Annotated in this window: 16 protein-coding genes, 1 pseudogene and 1 riboswitch; of the genes and pseudogenes, 6 read left to right on the plus strand and 11 right to left on the minus strand. The window is 33.2% G+C overall.

What is annotated here, in order from left to right; genetic code table 11:
* Window positions 1-53: 53 nt before the first annotated feature.
* Window positions 54-100, plus strand: a riboswitch (PreQ1 riboswitch).
* A 99-nt stretch (window positions 101-199) separates the two neighbouring features.
* From queC to LG295_RS11005, 5 genes are all read left to right on the plus strand, one after another.
* Window positions 200-871: a 7-cyano-7-deazaguanine synthase QueC gene (queC, locus tag LG295_RS10985; protein WP_107530463.1), complete on the plus strand. Its 672-nt coding sequence runs from the start codon at window positions 200-202 to the stop codon at window positions 869-871.
* Between the two features lie 2 nt (window positions 872-873).
* On the plus strand, window positions 874-1,302 hold the full coding sequence (gene queD, locus LG295_RS10990) for a 6-carboxytetrahydropterin synthase QueD (protein WP_107530464.1): 429 nt from the start codon (window positions 874-876) through the stop codon (window positions 1,300-1,302).
* Window positions 1,295-2,011, plus strand: a complete 717-nt coding sequence (gene queE, locus LG295_RS10995) for a 7-carboxy-7-deazaguanine synthase QueE (protein WP_107530465.1) — start codon at window positions 1,295-1,297, stop codon at window positions 2,009-2,011. Before queD ends, queE begins: the two co-directional genes overlap by 8 nt.
* A gap of 236 nt (window positions 2,012-2,247) precedes the next feature.
* On the plus strand, window positions 2,248-2,841 hold the full coding sequence (locus LG295_RS11000; protein ID WP_107530466.1) for a hypothetical protein: 594 nt from the start codon (window positions 2,248-2,250) through the stop codon (window positions 2,839-2,841).
* 63 nt (window positions 2,842-2,904) lie between these two features.
* On the plus strand, window positions 2,905-3,159 hold the full coding sequence (locus tag LG295_RS11005; RefSeq protein WP_017722549.1) for a GlsB/YeaQ/YmgE family stress response membrane protein: 255 nt from the start codon (window positions 2,905-2,907) through the stop codon (window positions 3,157-3,159).
* Between the two features lie 179 nt (window positions 3,160-3,338).
* Here LG295_RS11005 and LG295_RS11010 read toward each other — a convergent pair whose 3' ends face one another.
* From LG295_RS11010 to norA, 11 genes and pseudogenes are all read right to left on the minus strand, one after another.
* Window positions 3,339-4,400 carry a glycosyltransferase family 2 protein gene (locus LG295_RS11010; protein WP_107530467.1) on the minus strand — a complete coding sequence of 354 codons (1,062 nt, stop codon included), beginning with the start codon at window positions 4,398-4,400 and terminating at the stop codon, window positions 3,339-3,341.
* A 371-nt stretch (window positions 4,401-4,771) separates the two neighbouring features.
* Entirely contained in the window at window positions 4,772-5,611 is an 840-nt protein-coding gene (locus LG295_RS11015; RefSeq protein WP_107557894.1) for an aldo/keto reductase, read from the minus strand.
* 328 nt (window positions 5,612-5,939) lie between these two features.
* Window positions 5,940-7,289, minus strand: a complete 1,350-nt coding sequence (locus tag LG295_RS11020) for a hemolysin family protein (RefSeq protein WP_107530469.1) — start codon at window positions 7,287-7,289, stop codon at window positions 5,940-5,942.
* A gap of 268 nt (window positions 7,290-7,557) precedes the next feature.
* A complete protein-coding gene (gene nagA / locus LG295_RS11025; RefSeq protein ID WP_318833079.1) occupies window positions 7,558-8,718 on the minus strand; it encodes an N-acetylglucosamine-6-phosphate deacetylase in 1,161 nt (386 codons plus the stop codon).
* Window positions 8,719-8,907: 189 nt separating this feature from the next.
* Entirely contained in the window at window positions 8,908-10,857 is a 1,950-nt protein-coding gene (locus LG295_RS11030) for a fructose-specific PTS transporter subunit EIIC (RefSeq protein ID WP_318833080.1), read from the minus strand.
* A 1-nt stretch (window position 10,858) separates the two neighbouring features.
* Complete coding sequence (gene pfkB / locus LG295_RS11035) at window positions 10,859-11,782, minus strand: 1-phosphofructokinase (RefSeq protein WP_318833081.1); 924 nt, start codon at window positions 11,780-11,782, stop codon at window positions 10,859-10,861.
* Window positions 11,779-12,537: a DeoR/GlpR family DNA-binding transcription regulator gene (locus LG295_RS11040; RefSeq protein ID WP_107530473.1), complete on the minus strand. Its 759-nt coding sequence runs from the start codon at window positions 12,535-12,537 to the stop codon at window positions 11,779-11,781. Before LG295_RS11040 ends, pfkB begins: the two co-directional genes overlap by 4 nt.
* Before the next feature lie 636 nt (window positions 12,538-13,173).
* A pseudogene (ybaK, locus tag LG295_RS11045) lies at window positions 13,174-13,661 on the minus strand (Cys-tRNA(Pro) deacylase).
* A gap of 106 nt (window positions 13,662-13,767) precedes the next feature.
* Window positions 13,768-14,637: a UTP--glucose-1-phosphate uridylyltransferase GalU gene (gene galU / locus LG295_RS11050; protein WP_107530475.1), complete on the minus strand. Its 870-nt coding sequence runs from the start codon at window positions 14,635-14,637 to the stop codon at window positions 13,768-13,770.
* A gap of 183 nt (window positions 14,638-14,820) precedes the next feature.
* Window positions 14,821-15,555: a hypothetical protein gene (locus tag LG295_RS11055; RefSeq protein WP_318833083.1), complete on the minus strand. Its 735-nt coding sequence runs from the start codon at window positions 15,553-15,555 to the stop codon at window positions 14,821-14,823.
* 376 nt (window positions 15,556-15,931) lie between these two features.
* The gene (gene norA, locus LG295_RS11060; RefSeq protein WP_318833084.1) at window positions 15,932-17,092 is read right to left on the minus strand and encodes a multidrug efflux MFS transporter NorA; all 1,161 of its coding nucleotides are present in this window, start codon (window positions 17,090-17,092) and stop codon (window positions 15,932-15,934) included.
* A 204-nt stretch (window positions 17,093-17,296) separates the two neighbouring features.
* Between norA and LG295_RS11065 the strand changes: the two genes are divergently transcribed.
* On the plus strand, window positions 17,297-17,716 hold the full coding sequence (locus tag LG295_RS11065; protein ID WP_107530478.1) for a PPC domain-containing DNA-binding protein: 420 nt from the start codon (window positions 17,297-17,299) through the stop codon (window positions 17,714-17,716).
* Window positions 17,717-17,823: the final 107 nt, after the last annotated feature.

Consider the following 17,823-nt stretch of genomic DNA (forward strand, 5'->3'; position numbering starts at 1 on the left):
TTAACTTGATTTTACAGTTTAAATATATTATTCTAAATCACGTTATAAATGAATACAAAGAGGTTCCTAGCTGATACCCTCTATAAAAAACTAGACACATGATTTTCGTCTGTCTTTTTTATAGAGATGGACGTTTTTTTATGCCGTCATAGCATGAGTTATAACAGCTAGTTTGACAATATGAAGGAGTGCAAGCAATATGACGCAACAATCTTTAGATAATAACAAGGCTATCGTAGTATTTAGTGGCGGACAAGATAGTACGACTTGTTTATTTTGGGCTAAAAAATATTTTGAAAGTGTAGAACTAGTTACATTTGCATATGGCCAAAGACACGATACAGAAATTGAAGTAGCAAAACGAATTGCAGAAGAACAACACGTTAAGCACCACATCTTGGATATGTCTTTACTTTCACAACTAACACCTAATGCACTTACACAACATGATATGGATATTAAAGTAGGAGAAGATGGTATACCTAATACATTTGTTCCTGCAAGAAATTTACTGTTTTTATCTTTTGCTGGTGCCTTAGCATACCAAACAAACACAAAAAATATCATTACCGGTGTATGCGAGACAGACTTTTCAGGGTACCCTGATTGTAGAGATAGTTTTATTAAATCAATGAATGTAACGTTATCACTTTCCATGGATAAAGATTTTGTAATTCATACGCCTTTAATGTGGTTAGATAAAAAAGCAACCTGGGCATTAAGTGATGAACTCGGAGCACTAGACTACATTCGTTACAACACGCTTACTTGCTATAACGGCATCGTTGGTGAAGGCTGTGGAGAATGCCCTGCTTGCGAATTAAGAGCGCACGGTTTAAATACGTATTTAGCTGAAAAAGGAGAGAATTAATTATGTTCCAACAAAATTATCCTAGCGTACAACATCCATATACTTTCGAACTAAACAAAGACTTTAATTTTTCTGCAGCGCATTATATACCAAGTGACGATGCAGGCAAATGCATGCGCACACATGGTCATACTTATTTTGTAAATTTAACAATTGTTGGCGATTCATTAGATCACAATGGTTTTTTAGTGAATTTTAGCGAGCTAAAGCAATTAGTTCACGGCCAATTTGATCACCATTTACTTAATGATTTACCACAATTCGAAGGAAAAAGCCCTTCTACTGAAATTGTAGCTCAAACTATATATGAAATGGTTCAAAGATCTTTAAACCAACGCAATAATCAACCTAAATGTGTACAAGTCTACGTAAGAGAAACGCCGACAAGCTATGTCGTATATAGACCAAAGGAGCAACGTAATCATGAGTAAAATACCTGTACTAGAAATATTCGGTCCAACCATTCAAGGTGAAGGTCGTGTCATAGGCCGCAAGACTATGTTTGTTCGAACTGCCGGCTGTGATTACCGTTGTAGTTGGTGTGATTCTAGTTTTACTTGGGACGGTAGTGCTAAAGAAGATATTCGTATGATGACTGCTGAAGAAATTTATGATGCTTTATACGACATTGCTGGAGACTCTTTTAACCACGTGACAATTTCTGGCGGTAATCCTGCCTTAATCAAAGGTATCCAACAATTAGTTGATTTGTTTGATGAAAAACACATACAAAGTGCTTTAGAAACACAAGGTAGTAAGTTTCAACCGTGGATGACTCAAATAGATGACTTAACGATCAGCCCCAAACCACCAAGTTCAAAAATGAAACCAAACTTACCTATATTAGACGAAGTCATTGAACAATGTGTACCAGAATCACTAAATCTAAAAGTTGTTATTTTCGATGACGAAGATTATGAATTTGCTAAAAAGATCCATCACAGATACCCTACTATCCCTTTTTACTTACAAGTAGGTAACCCTTACTTAGATGGTGAATACGTAGAATCACACACTAAAAAGTTATTAACGCTATATGAAACGCTAGTAGACCGCGTAATGGTCAGTAGCGATATGAACAATGTATATGTTCTACCTCAATTACACACATTGCTTTGGAGTAACAAAAAAGGTGTTTAAATTGTGTAATCTATGCGATCCGTTGTATAATGCTCTTTGTCTATATAACGAATCGCTTTTTAGTGATGCAAAAATATATAGTTGGTCATCACTGTAAAATTATTTTTATTATGCATTTAACATCATTTTTGATCACATTTGAATGATGATACTTTGAAGAAATTATGTAATTAAATGATTAACTTTCACTTAATTGATATAATGTTGCAGTGAAGTATCTAGGTTAGGAGAGCATCATGCTAATTAATATAATTATAAATATAGCTACGGTATTAATTGTGCTCGGCATTGATTTATATCGTCAGAATTTCAAACAACTAAAGTTTAGCTCTATACTGATTGCAATAACACTCAACGGTATTATTAATTTATTTTTAGTCGGTGAATATGATTACATCGCCTTTTATACAATTACACAATTATTTATTTGGACTTTATTACAACTTTATTTAAATCGTAAGATAACTGCTTATAAAATTACAGATCAAAAATTCATTGCAGTTATTTTAACAATTATCATGAGTACATCATTAATCCTTACATATAGCACTAGCCATGACTCGTATTATATGTCTATTCCATACTTAGCCCCTGCTATTTTCCTAATTGGCGCAATCTTACTTTTCTATAGTACTTTTCAGCCAAATGAAAAAGAGCAACTTAAGCTATTACAACGTATCAAGCACCCAATTCTAATAGGTCAAATATGTATGATTGGTGCTTTTACGATAATGATGCTATTAACACCTTACTGGTATGCCTTTATTATAGTTCATTTGCTATTTGTATTTTTCTTATTATGGCAGAATATATTTTTTTCACATAAATGATTAACATATTATATTTTGTGGTATAAATAAACAGTTAAATGATTTCTTAAAGGAGGTTAAATTATGTTTGGCTTTATACTTATGTTAATTGTCGGTGGCTTAATCGGCTGGATAGCTGGTGGCATCGTTGGTAAAGATATCCCAGGTGGGATTTTAGGTAATATTATTGCTGGTATCGTAGGTGCAGCATTAGGTTCATGGATTTTTGGTGACTGGGGTTGGCACTTAGGTGGCATTGCAATTTTCCCAGCATTAATCGGTACAATCATTTTAGTTGCAGTCGTTTCATTCATTTTCGGTAAATTACGTAAAAAATAATCAACCATAATGAATTATAATGATTTACTAAAATTAATATGGGCTGGCTCACAAAAATCTACTCGATATTTTGTGGCTGCCGAGGCAAAAGCGTCCGAGACATAACAATTGTCTCGGACGCTTACTTATTACTTTGTCTTTTATAAATTCATAGTATTTTAATCAAGGACCATTAAAATTCATCTATTTTTAATGAGTTCTTTTTTCTTTGTATCTTGTGTTTTTGAAGACTTTCTACGCTCACTGCTTCCTACATCATCATTGATATCTTGGGTGATATTTTGATGATTTGTTTCATGAGCACATTTGAAATTAGAAGCCTGTACAATATATTTTGGTCGTTGTTTTACTTCGTAATATATACGGCCGATATATTCACCGACAATCCCTATTGAAATGAGTTGGATACCGCCAAGCAATAATATGGCAGCAATTGTAGAGAAATAACCAGGTGTTTCAACACCTCTGATCATAATACCTACAGAGATATAACCGATATATAACAAACTAATAAAGAATACAATTAGACCAAGATAAATCATTGCACGTAAGGGTTTATTGTTGAATGAAATCAGACCGTCAATGCCATAATTTAATAATTTACTAAATGACCATTTAGATTCTCCATCTTCACGCTCAACATTTTCATAGGTAAAGACTTTGGTATTATAGCCTATCCATTCGTACAGTCCTTTAGAAAATCTATTATATTCATCTAATTGGGTCAAAGATTGTACTGCACGTTGGCTTAACAATCTAAAATCTCCAACGCCATCTTCTAATTTAATATCTTCTACAAAATGATTTATTAATTTATAATAAATTTTTGTCATCATTTTTCTAGATTGCTTTTCACCCGTTCTATCTCTTTTGGCTATAACTTGGTCGTAACCATCCATATACCCTTCTATCATTTGAGGTATTAATTCAGGTGGATGTTGCAAATCTGCATCAATCATAATGACGCCGTCACAATTTTCACTATGTTGATATCCAGCAATCATTGCTGATTCTTTACCAAAATTACGGCTAAAGGAAATAAATTTAACATGTTCATCTTTCGTGGCCATCTCTTGAATATAATTAATGGTCTTATCTTTACTTCCGTCATCTACAAATAATAAATCATAGTCATAATGATGATTCTGACTATCTTTCGATAATATTTCAGTCAATCGTTCATACGTCTTTACTATTACTTCACCTTCATTATAACAAGGTACTATAACTCTTATTTGCATATATAAACACCTTCATTTCAATTACTTCAATTTTTACTTTATCAATTCCCACCATCATTATGCTATATAAATCATTTAGATTTACATAATCTTTATATAGCCTTAATACTAGATATTAAAACTTAACTTTTAAGCGAAGATTTTTAAAAATGAATTAATTTCAAGATGATTTTTAAAAAATAAAAAAATCATTCATCCATTGAATTTTTAATCAAAATGCTAATATTGACTGAAATATAAACTTATAAAAGTTATAAATTGTTACTTTAAGTCTATCAATTATTTCCATTATTTGAAAATAAAAACCATCAACACAATAAAGAAGAGACTATGTATTCAGAAATGAATTGAATACATAGTCTCTTTCAAAATTATTTTAATGTGCCTATACGAACCTTATCAGGATCATTGCCTTGTCGCTCATCTTTATTTAAGCTATCAATTTCAGCAATATCAGTAAGTTCTAAATTAAAATCAAAGATATCATAATTTTCTTTAATACGTTCAGGCGTCTTAGACTTTGGAATCACTAGTCTATTATGCGCTAGATGCCAACGTAGTACAATTTGAGCTGGTGTTTTATTATAACGTTCAGCTAATTTTGTAATGACATCATATTCAAGCAACCCTCTATTTCGCATTAACGGCATCCAAGCAGTAACTGCAATATCATGGTTATCACAATATTCTTGTAATGCTTGTTGGTTGAAATTAGGGTGCACTTCTATCTGATTCACAGCAGGTACAACTTCAGTTGCTTCCATAAGCTCTTCTAAATGATGTTGGTTAAAGTTACATACGCCAATGGCACGGATACGTCCCTCTTCATATAATTTCTCCATTGCTTTATAACTCTCAATAAACAACCCATCCGCTTCACATGGCCAATGTATTAAGAATAAATCTAAGTAATCAGTACCAAGGTTTTCAATTGATTTGGTAAAGAATTCAATCGTTTGATCATACCCTTGATAGTCATTCCATAATTTAGATGTAATAAATAGATCTTCTCTAGGTACGTCTGATTTTTTCAATGCATTACCTAATGCAATTTCATTTTTATAGAAATAAGCTGTATCAAATGCACGGTACCCAGCTTCTAACGCTGCTGTCACAGCTTGATCCATCTCTTCTTCTGTAATTTTATAAACACCTAAACCAACTTTAGGCATTGGGTATCCATTATTCAAATAATATACGTCTTCTATCATTGTTAATCCCCTTTCCGATTACTTTATTTGTATAAGTAATATCTTTATTTTAATACGCATAGATATAAAAATATACTATCTATCACTTTTATCTTTAACAGTGTACAACATGTAAGGCTTTTGAACTTGATTACTTGCTGTATATTGAGTTCTCCTATTAAGAAAAGTCTATTGAAATATGAAACCTCAAAATTAACCAAAACGTCTTCGACGAATCTTTTTTAACTTTATTATCAATACAAAAAACAGGAGAGAAATCATTTTATCAAAAATTGATTTCTCTCCCGCTTCATCATTAATATGATGCTTCTATATTAACAAGTGTATTTTAATTGTTTTCTTCTTCCTCGACTTCTTCTTCTAGTGTTGGTCTATTTTTATGATATTCTAATTCTAAAATAACAGTAATGATTTGATGGTTATCAATTTCAGAAATAACCCATCTATCATATTCTGTATCAACATAATCATTCTGTTGTAAATTCGTATTGTGTGCCTGTAACCAACCACCAATTGTATCAATGTCCTCTGAATCTTCAAATTCAATATCTAGTTGATCTTGAAGATCGTCTAATAATACACGACCATTGATTTGATATCTACTGTCAGTTATTTTCACAATATCATTGACTTCATCATCATCGAATTCATCTCGAATTTCACCAACAATTTCTTCTAAGATATCTTCCATTGTTAAGATACCAGCTGTACCACCATATTCATCTATGATAAGAGAAATATGGACATGTTCTCTTTGCATACGGACTAGTGCGTCACTAATACGTGTTGTTTCTGAAATCATAGGTAAGTCATGTACATAATTACTAACTTTCATTTGTTTACCTGAAGCATATTCAGTTAAAAACTCTTTCACATTAATAAAACCTTTTACATGGTCTTTATCGCCATCAGCTGTAATAGGATAACGCGTAAATTGATGTTTTTTGATTGTATCTAACAATTCATCCACGTTAAATGGTTCATTCATCGTTATCATTTGCGTACGCGGCACCATAATATCTTTAGCTTGTCTTTCATCAAATGAAAAGATATTTTGCATATAAGCTAATTCAGTCTGATTAATCTCTCCACCATTATAGCTATTGTTGATTATTATTTTTATTTCTTCTTCTGACATTGCGTCATTATTAGCATCAGGATCAACGCCAAACATACGAATAATCATTCTCGCTGAACCATTCATTAACCAAATCAAAGGTTTCATAATAACACCAAAATAAAATAATGGTCTTGAATAGAACAGTGCTAATTTTTCAGTATGTTGTATTGCTAGCGTTTTAGGTGCTAATTCACCGAGCACTACATGTAAATAGGTTACAATAATAAATGAAACAATAAATGATATTGTTGTCGTTAACGGATCTGGCAAATGGAGCGCTTCGAATAACGGGTGCAATAGTTTATTAAAAGTCGGTTCACCTAACCAACCTAATCCTAAAGATGTTACGGTAATACCGAGTTGACATGCAGATAAATAATAGTCCAGATTTTTAATCATTTTTTTAACTACACGTGCGCTACCATTACCTTCCGATGCAAGTTGATCAATTCTAGAACTGCGGACTTTTACCAAAGCGAATTCCGAGCCTACGAATACCGTTGTTAATGCTATTAAAAGAAAAAATATTACTAAATTCATTATGGTCACAGTTTCCAATTAGTTCCCTATTTCTAGGGATTCACCTCCAAAATATCGTGTCACAATAGGTGACCGAACATAAGTATTTATATTATTAATGATTACATTTTGACTTACTACATCCTTCCCATTGTGACACCTCCCTAAAAATACGCATTTCTTTTATCTTATCACAAAATGAACATTTCTTGTAATTTTTGCAATCAATAATTTCGTTATTCTAATTCATTATTGAAACGTAAATCTATGTTAAAGTCAATTTTTAAAAATTTTTTAGCCACAGCAATTATGAGTTAAAGTTGTGCACTTTACCTGATTTAATAGTTGTTAAAACTTGAATATCATCATCGACAACTACAATATCTGCGTCTTTCCCTATAGCTATACTTCCTTTGTCACCTTCAATCTTCAATGCAATTGCTTGGTTTAAACTCGTTACACGCCACAAGTCATCTAATGACGCTCCTGTAAATTCAATTAAGTTCTTTAAGCCTTCATTCATTTTCAAGATACTACCTGCAAGCGCACCAGACGTCAGTCTTGCTTCTGAACCTTTAACTATAACATTCTGTCCACCTAAATCATATTCACCATCTGGCATACCTTTTGCCCTCATAGCATCAGTAATCAAAAAGAAACGTTTATTCCCTTTTTGTTTATAGGCTATTTTTATTGACGCGGGATGTGAATGAATGCCATCAACGATTGATTCTGTACTAAGCTCATCGTTTACCCAAGCAGCACCAGATAAACCTGGGTTTCTATGTTCGAATGCTGTACCGGCATTATAAAGATGTGTCACATGCTTCGCACCATGTGCTACCGCTTCGTTTACTTCATCAAATGTTGCCACTGTATGACCAATAGAAAAATTAATTTGATCATGTAATGTTGATAAGGTTTCATCTGCACCTTCTACTTCTGGTGCAAATGTCATTACTTTTATTTGATTGTTAGCAATTTCTTGAAATTGTTGTACTTTTTCAACTGAAGGACGTTGAACGTATGCTGGATTTTGAGCACCTACTTTATACTCAGATATAAATGGTCCTTCTAGATGTATCCCTACAATACTAGCTGCATTTAATGAATCTTGTTGTGCTTGATAGTTCACAATATTTTTTAAAGCTTTGATAATATTGTCATCAGACTGCGTCATTGTTGTAGCCAAGAAACTCGTTGTACCTTCCGATAATAATGATTCTGATAAATGCTTTAAACCTTCAAATGAAGCGTCCATAGCGTCTTCGCCATAGCCACCATGCATATGTATATCAATAAAACCAGGTAACACATGTTGCCCTTTTACATCTATGGTTGTTAAGTCTCCTTGATATTCACCTTCAGTAATTTGTATAATTTTGCCATCTTCAACCAAAATGTAGCCTTGTTCTATCGTTTCGTTTTCAGTATAAATGCGTCCATTTGCAATAACATATTCACTCATTTTTCTACCTTCTTTACGTTAATTTAATCTCATTAATTTCTTTGCAACTTTATTAATATTTTACCAAATTCAATCACTTAATTATATTCAAAACTTTTCACTTCTAGTCATATCATATAAAAAGCCAGAAAATGAACTCAATTAAATGAGTATTTTCTGGCTTTTCTTAATTGCTATCAAACGTATATTTTAATCATTCATAGCTTCAGAAGTATGAATTTCGTCTTGTGTTAACTTAGGTTTTAATAAACCGTAGATAATTGCTGCAACTAATGAACCGATAATAATTGCAATTAATGATTGAAGTACGTGACCAAAGTCTGTACCTAATATAACGATAATACCACCATGTGGTGCTTGAATTGCAGAACCAAGTCCTAACGCAATAGCACCAGCCACACCAGATCCAACCATCATTGAAGGTATAACTCGAATTGGGTCAGCAGCTGCAAATGGAATAGCACCTTCCGTTATAAATGATAAGCCCATGATATAGTTCGGTAGTACAGAACCTTTTTGTTCTTTTGTAAATTTCTTACGGAAGAGAACCATTGCTGTTGCAATAGCAATTGGAGGAACCATACCACCAATCATTGCTGCCGTAATCGGAGCAGCATTACCACTTGTCAACGCTGCTACAGAGAATACATAAGCAGCCTTATTAAATGGACCACCCATGTCAATGGCCATCATTGCACCAACAACTAAACCAAGTAACATGATGTTTGTACCTGATAAACTTTCTAATCCGTTCAATAATGTATTATTCAGCCATGATGCTGGTGGATTAATGACATAAATCATTAATAATCCTGTGATTGTAACTGAAAGTACTGGGAAAATAAGTGTTGGTTTTAAACCTTCTAATGATTGAGGCATACCTGAACATAATTTTTTAATACCTAATGTTAAGTAACCTGCTAAGAAACCTGCAAGAATGCCACCAATAAATCCTGAATCGCCTGTGCTTGCTAGGACACCACCGACAAGACCTGCTGCAAATCCTGGTTTATCTGCAATACTGCGCGCAATGTAACCAGCAAGTATCGGAATAATTAGCATGAATGCACTCTTATTACCTATATTCCATAATTGTTCAGCAAAAGCATTATATTCTGAACTTTTTGGATCAAAAGAATTAGCACCAAATAAGAACGCAATTGCCATCAAAATACCACCAGCAATAACAAGCGGTAACATATTAGATACACCATTCATTAAATGTTTGTATATCGTTTTACCAACACCTTGTTTTTCATTGCTTGTTGATTGACCACTCGCCTTATTGCCACTACGCGCTACAAATGGCTTACGAGATGTATCTTGCGCCAAGTTAATTAATTCTTCTGGTCGTTTTATACCATCTGCAACCGGTACTTCTACAACGTTTTTACCTTCAAAACGATCTGTCTCAACATGTACGTCAGCGGCTACAATAACACCTGCAGCACGTTGAATATCTTCATCTGTAAGGTGATTTTTTATGCCGCCTGAGCCATTTGTTTCAACTTTAATCTTAACATTCATTTTCTCAGCTTGTTTTTTCAAAGCGTCACGTGCCATATAAGTATGCGCAATACCTGTTGGACATGCTGTTACTGCTAAAACGTATGGTTCACTTGAATTCTCATTATCTGTGGCAATACCTTGAGCCGCCTCTTCAGATGCTTCTTCTTCAGTTGCTTCATCATCAGCTTCATCTATAATTTGTAATACTTCTTCAGGTGAATTGGCATGAAGTAATGATTCACGAACTTTTTCGTCCATCAGAATACCTGACAATTTAGCTAATGCATCTAAATGTGTTTGTGCTCCGCCTTCCGGTGCAGCAATCATAAAGAATAATTGTGCTGGTTGCATATCTAAACTTTGATAATCTACACCTGCTTTTGATTTCCCAAATGCAATTGCTGGTGTAGTAACTGCTGAAACCTTAGCATGAGGTATCGCTATACCTTCACCAATACCTGTTGTACTTTGAGATTCACGATTATGGATTGCTTCTTTAAAAGCAGTCACATCATTTAGTTTTCCAGCTTTATCTAATTGATTAACTAGTTCGTCAATGACACCATTCTTTTCTGTTGAAGAAAGGTCCATTGCAATTGTATCTTTTGTTAATAATTCGGTAATTCTCATATTATTCACTCCCGTCTAGTGTCGTAATCACAACTTGTGTTTTAATGTCTTCAATTGCAGTTTTCGTAGCTAAATCATCATTAAATGCTGTAGCAGTACCTGCTGACACAGCTTGTTTAAATGCTTCTTCAATTGTCAGACCAGCTTCTAAACCTGCAACCATGCCTGCTACCGTACTATCTCCAGAGCCAACAGTATTTACAACATGACCATTTGGTACACTTGCTTTATAACTGTATTGTTCATCGACATATACGGCTCCTTCTCCTCCCAATGAGATAATTACAGATTTAGCACCTTTTGCTAAAATTTCACGTGCAAATTGAATTACTTTTTGATCAGAATCAATTGTAGTATTAAACATTACTTCTAATTCATCTTTATTAGGTTTAATAAATAACGGATTATATTTTAATACAGATTCAACTAAATCCTTTTCAGCGTCTACGACTAGTTGTGCGCCTGTTGCTTTTGTAATCTTACCTATTTGTTCATATGCATCATTAGGCACACTTTTAGGAATACTACCAGCAACAATCACTGTATCTTTCTCGGTTGTCTCTTTGATTTGCGATAATAACGTTTCAAACTGCATATTCGAAATTTCTGGACCTGGTGCATTAATTTCAGTTTCTTCACCCGTTTTTAATTTAACGTTAATTCTCGTGTCCTCATCTACTTGGACAAAATCAGTGATAATATTTGCTTTTGTTAAGGTGTCTGCAATAAATTGTCCTGGAAAGCCTCCTGCAAAACCAAGTGCAGTAGATTGTACGCCTAACGTCTTTAATACTCTGGAAACATTAATACCTTTGCCACCAGCAAATTTATATGTTTCTGTAGCACGATTTAACCCATTAAGTTCAAAATCACTTGCAAACATAATGTAGTCAATAGAAGGATTAAATGTAACTGTATAAATCATAATGTTCCTCCAATAAAGTTATATTTCTCAGCAAATAATCTAAAATATTTATTTGTCATTGCCTTGTTAGATGTAATAAGTGATACATTAGCTTCTAACGGGACATGAGCAAAATAAACTTTTTCATATTTAGCATGGTCGATTAATACATAAACTTGTGTTCCTAATTCCATGGCATGATGCTTAATGATGGCTTCTTGTTCATCAGGTGTTGTTAAACCATATTTTAAATCGATACCATTCATTCCCAAAAATACTTTGTCAAAGCGATAACGCTTCAATGTTTCTAATGCGCTCGCACCGACTGTAGCAAATGTAGTGGATTTAACTTCCCCACCAATTATCAAAGTTCTAATCCCATATTTAAGGAGCTCCTCAACATGCGTTAGACCATTTGTCACTACGATTATGTCACTTGCGTTAATAAAAGGAATCATTTCGAGTGTAGTAGATCCTGCGTCCAAAAACACACAGTCGCAGTCTTCAATTTGACCCGCAGCGATTCTGCCAATTTCTTGTTTTTCTTTTAAATTAGTACCTCGTTTATCTGCCAGATTAGGCTCTAACACTGATGATTGATTGAGTGTCGCGCCTCCATGCAATCTTTTTAATTTCCCAAAATTTTGTAGCTTTGATAAATCACGGCGAATTGTCGAGGCACTACAGCCAGTTCGATCGATTAATTCTTGTAATGTTAAAAAATCTTTTTTTGACAATTCAGTCAAAATTAACTCGTGGCGCTTTTCCGTTATCATACATTCACCTCAGCTCATTGTCATTATAATGTTTCCGCTTTCTTTTTTCAATCATTTTTTGTCAAAAACAATCAAAAACAGTCAATTATTAGTTGGAAATTTCATATTTACGTTATATTTTGTTCTTAATATATGTTCCTGCTTTAATTTTGTATACATTAAATTTAATAAAAGAAAGATTTGTACCTAAACCCCTCTCAAATATAAACATCATTTTTAACATGGTCTTGGAACATAAACCACAGAAAAATAGCACTCAGATGAATTTATTCAATTCATCTGAGTGCTATTTTTTATATTCAATACTTCGTATTGTTGACTCACTTTCTTAAAAGACCGATTTAGCCTGTAGTTCAGTTTGTCCTGTTCCCTCAAGAGCCTCTTGAAACTACATCGCATCCATATGTAATTTTACACCTAAATACTTTTTTAAAATAATGTGTTACGTATCATTTAATAAATACAGCTAAAGTAAATTAAAGAAGTACCTTATAAATAGAGGTTATAAAGTGACTTAACATACACCGTTAATAAACGCTTTAACATTCATACCTTTTATAGTAGAAAAAGCTAATTTCTGGCTAGTACACTTTAACTTGTATATTAAATCTATTCAATCACAATGTTATATCCCTGTTACATTGTCTCTTGTGTGATATGCATTACCTGTGCTTGCGTTATTGCAATTAAATCTTTTACATGTATATTAATTTGAACACCTCGGTCTCCACCACTTATATATATATTGAATCTAATGCTTCAGCATTTTGCTCAATTACTGTTGGATACTGACGCTTCATTCCTATTGGAGAACAACCACCTCTAATATAACCAGTAACTTTTTTTAAATGATCAAGCGGCATTAAGCTTAACTTTTTTTCTGCCACTGACTGGGCTGCTGCTTTCATATCTAATGTTTTATTTACTGGTATAATAAATACGAAGTACTCATGCGCTGCATTTTCTAATACAAGTGTTTTATATACATGATCTGGGTCAACACCTACTTTTTGTGCTACATGTTCCCCATCCATATGTTGTGTACTAATATCATATGTATTCACGCTATAAGCTATAGCTTGTCTGTCTAATATTCGCATCGCGTTTGTTTTCTTTTGTTTCATTTCATCACCTCATAGTATATCAACGCTTTCAGTCGATACATATTACAGCACAAATGCTCGGATTTTATCCTTATCTATGATGTTTGAATGATTTTAGCGCAAGGATTTAATCTATTTTCAAACGTTTAATAAAATCTACTAATTCATCACGCATTGATTCATCTTTCAAAGCATACTCAATCGTAGTTTTCACAAATCCTAATTTTTCACCAACATCGTAACGTTCACCTTCAAAATCATAAGCATAAACTTGATCGTCAGTGTTTAAACGTTCAATTGCATCTGTAAGTTGGATTTCACCACCTGCGCCTTTACCTTGCGTCGCTAAGTAATCGAAGATATCTGCAGTCAATACATAACGTCCCATGATGGCTAAATTAGAAGGCGCTGTACCTTGTTTTGGCTTCTCAACAAATTTCGCCACTTCATATTTTCTACCTGACTTTTTCATAGGATCGATAATGCCATATCTATGCGTTAAGTTTTCTTCAACTTCTTGGACACCAATCACTGATTTCCCAGTTTCTTCGTATGCATTCATCAATTGTTTAATCGCTGGCGTGTCAGATTCGACTATATCATCACCTAATAATACTGCAAAAGGTTCATTGCCTATAAATTGACGTGCGGAATAAATTGCATGTCCTAATCCTTTTTGCTCTTTTTGTCTAACATAAAATATATTAGCAAGCTCTGTAGAGTATTTTACTTTTTCAAGTAACGCTTGCTTATCTTTTTCTTCTAAAATCATTTCCAATTCTTTTTGATTATCAAAATGATCTTCGATAGCCCTTTTATGTTTACCTGTTACGATAATAATATCTTCAATACCCGCACGAGCCGCTTCTTCAACGATATATTGAATTGTCGGTTTATCTAAGATTGGCAACATTTCTTTCGGCATAGCTTTCGTAGCCGGCAAAAACCTCGTACCCAAACCAGCAGCTGGTATGATTGCTTTCTTTATTTTCCTCAAAACGCTCATCCTTTTCTCAAACAAAATTTATATACTGATTGAATATAATCTACGCTTCATTATTCATTTTAATCGTTAATATTATCATAACATTGAAACGTTTCACTTAATACTTTTTTCATTTGTAAAAAAAGAGCCACATAAACGTCACGGGTTAACGTTTGTGTGGCTACCTTTTAAGGATTAATCAAGTGCTGGTTGGCGAATGACATCTCCCGTTTTATTCACAACAACTTTATAGTCTTTTTCCTTCTTATATTCATGGAAAGTATAAAACATTCCATCTTTCGATTCTTTTACATCTTTTAATACTGCATTTTGACCTAGTTCATCAATAGCATATTTTTGCGCTATAACCTCAGATTCTTGAGGAGAGATATTAGGTTTATCATTTTGCTGTTTGATTTGATAAGATTTATCAAAAACATTTGCTTTATTATCTTCATCTACAGTTACGCGATAGTACGTATTTGGCTTACTTTTATTTTCAAATGTAAAGATGTAATAATGAGCGCCCTGGCATGTTGTATCTATACCATAATCATTATAGGCGTTTGAATCATTATTATCTTTATCCACTACTGTTTGTGCTTTTTTTAATGCATTGGAAAATGGAGGTAAATTTGCTTTTCCAATTTCGTCATCTTTTAAATCATGTGTTGTCAATTTGGCAATCGGTTTATAGTTTTCAGCGTTATATGGTTCTTTATTTGTTTCTTCTTTCGTTGCTGCTTTTATCGGATTCTCACTTTTTTCTTTAGTTACATCTTTAGCTTCTGCAATTTCATCCACAACAGAAAAACTAGAAATGGTTTCATGAACTTTGGCTAAGGCTTGTTGATTTGTAGCTATAAAAAGAAGAAAAGCTAAACAGCAAGCGAGAAGGAAAGCCATGATAGTTAAAATTAAATTTTTCAAGTTTATCCCCTTACTTACAATTATTACATTTCCTATCATGTTATCACAGATTATTGACGAAAAACTTATATAGAACACAATTTAAAAGAATCGTAACCTTTATTACATGTTTATTACGTAAAGCCTATCTTATTTAATACAAGTGTCATATTCACCACTTTATTCGACACAAATAATATAAATATCACCGCTGATACAATTAAATTCCTATGTAAAAAAGCGGGGCAACGAAAGCTATTGACTGTGATCAGCTTTTGTTGTCCCGCTTTTATTAAAAACAAAATTTATTTCAAAAAATATCACTAACACCTATAACATATATAGGATCTGGACATATCATTCACATTATAATCTATTCGTTCTTTCTTACGTTGAATTATGTTTTTCTGACGCGTGATCTTAGCTGACTCTCTATAAAGATGACGAACATACCTAAAACCATAACGAATATCGACATGTATAATGGAAATTCAAAATTAATATCATATAATGTACCTGCAACTAATGGACCGATAAAATTCCCCATACTAGTAAACGTAGAATTTAATCCACCTGCGAAACCTTGTCTATTACCTGCTATATTCGAGAAATAATTTGTAATGGCTGGACGAATCATATCAAAGCCAATAAAAACAATAAAGCTAATAAACATGATCGACCAATAGCCATGAACAAAAGTTAATGCTAGTAGAATAATTGCTGAATATAGTAATGAATAAGTAATAAACGTTAATTCTTTAAAATAGTTCATAAACTTATCAAAGAAGAATACTTGAAATACTGCACCTAAAATACCGCCACCTGTGATAGCAAACGAGATATCAATAGGAGAATATTGTGCTTTGTCTGCAGTATAAAGTGGAAACAGTGTTTCAAATGAAGACAACCCGAAAGCTAATACTAACGTTAAAATGATTGGCGTGAGAAAAACTTTCCAATCAATTTTTGTTAGCAACTCAGGTTGATATTTAGTAAATCCATCTTGCGTTTCATGTTTCGGATTTTTAATGAGTATAATTGAAAGTATTAAGGCTAAACAGCCACTAAAACCCGCTACATAGAATGGTAATCTATGTGAAACTTCTGCTAATAAACCACCAAGCCCTGGTCCTAAAATAAATCCAGAATTAATTATTGCTGACATATATCCAAAGTTTTTAGCTTTATCTCTACCTGAAGAGATATCTGCAATCATGCCTGTGACACCTGGCATAACCATACCTGCACTAAATCCACCAAGTATTCTAGAAACAATTAGAAGTGAGAACGTATGACTTGCAGCGAATAAGAATTCTGAAATCGCAAACAGGCCTAAGCCAATACAGATGATTAACTTTTTACCTAATTTATCTGCGAGTGTACCACCAAATGGTGAGATAATCATTTGAGCTAAAGCAAATACAGCTACAAGTATGCCTAAATCGCTACCTTTTAAGCCTAAATCTTTTAAATAAACAGGAAGCACAGGAACGACTAAACCAATACCTAAAAAGACAAGAAAAATATTAAAATATAAAATAATAAACTGCTTCTTCACGTTGCTCGCTCCTTTCTTTTTATAAATTGTTTAAAGTGGCTTTCAATTCTCTAATATACGAGAACAATCCTAATATTAGAACATTTTATAACAGTTTCATGAGAAATGACAATAAAAAATTTATTTTCTAATCACTATCATATAATATCGTAATTATAACTTGTATAATAAAGATGTATTTAATTTTCAGAATGGGGGTTTCCTATGATTTATCAAGTAGATGGTAAGACGATTGTTTTAGTATTAGAACAAGGTGAAGACATTGTATCTGCAGTAACAGATATTGCAGCAGAACAAGGTGGGCAATTTGGTACAGTTAGTGGCATCGGTGCATGTGCTAGCGCAGAACTTAACTTCTATAATTTAGAAACCAAAACTTATGAAAAGAAAACCATCGATGAACCTTTAGAGCTCATCAGTTTAATGGGTAATATTTCTCATATTGACGAAAAGCCTTTTGCGCATTTACATGCGACATTCGGAACTAACCAATATGAAACACTGAGTGGACACTTAACTAAAGCCGTCGTTTCTGCTACAGCAGAAATTGTAATCACAATGACAAATTTAGATATAAACCGCAAACACAATGAAACAATTGGATTAAACTTGTTAGATTTATAATTTGTTAGTCAAAGTAAGAAATATAACTTTAGATTAAACGTCGCTCAATCAACAAGATGAGTAGTAAGCATAAGCAGAGGTGTTTCAATATAATAGAAACATCTCTG

It is taken from the genome of Staphylococcus pseudoxylosus (assembly GCF_044794325.1).
In the GTDB taxonomy this organism is placed as follows: Bacteria; Bacillota; Bacilli; order Staphylococcales; family Staphylococcaceae; genus Staphylococcus; species Staphylococcus pseudoxylosus.

Coding starts and splice junctions, on each gene's coding strand:
- queC (WP_107530463.1), top strand. CDS start 200: ATGACGCAACAATCTTTAGATAATAACAAGGCTATCGTAGTATTTAGT.
- queD (WP_107530464.1), top strand. CDS start 874: ATGTTCCAACAAAATTATCCTAGCGTACAACATCCATATACTTTCGAA.
- queE (WP_107530465.1), top strand. CDS start 1,295: ATGAGTAAAATACCTGTACTAGAAATATTCGGTCCAACCATTCAAGGT.
- LG295_RS11000 (WP_107530466.1), top strand. CDS start 2,248: ATGCTAATTAATATAATTATAAATATAGCTACGGTATTAATTGTGCTC.
- LG295_RS11005 (WP_017722549.1), top strand. CDS start 2,905: ATGTTTGGCTTTATACTTATGTTAATTGTCGGTGGCTTAATCGGCTGG.
- LG295_RS11010 (WP_107530467.1), bottom strand. CDS start 4,400: ATGCAAATAAGAGTTATAGTACCTTGTTATAATGAAGGTGAAGTAATA.
- LG295_RS11015 (WP_107557894.1), bottom strand. CDS start 5,611: ATGATAGAAGACGTATATTATTTGAATAATGGATACCCAATGCCTAAA.
- nagA (WP_318833079.1), bottom strand. CDS start 8,718: ATGAGTGAATATGTTATTGCAAATGGACGCATTTATACTGAAAACGAA.
- LG295_RS11030 (WP_318833080.1), bottom strand. CDS start 10,857: ATGAGAATTACCGAATTATTAACAAAAGATACAATTGCAATGGACCTT.
- pfkB (WP_318833081.1), bottom strand. CDS start 11,782: ATGATTTATACAGTTACATTTAATCCTTCTATTGACTACATTATGTTT.
- LG295_RS11040 (WP_107530473.1), bottom strand. CDS start 12,537: ATGATAACGGAAAAGCGCCACGAGTTAATTTTGACTGAATTGTCAAAA.
- LG295_RS11065 (WP_107530478.1), top strand. CDS start 17,297: ATGATTTATCAAGTAGATGGTAAGACGATTGTTTTAGTATTAGAACAA.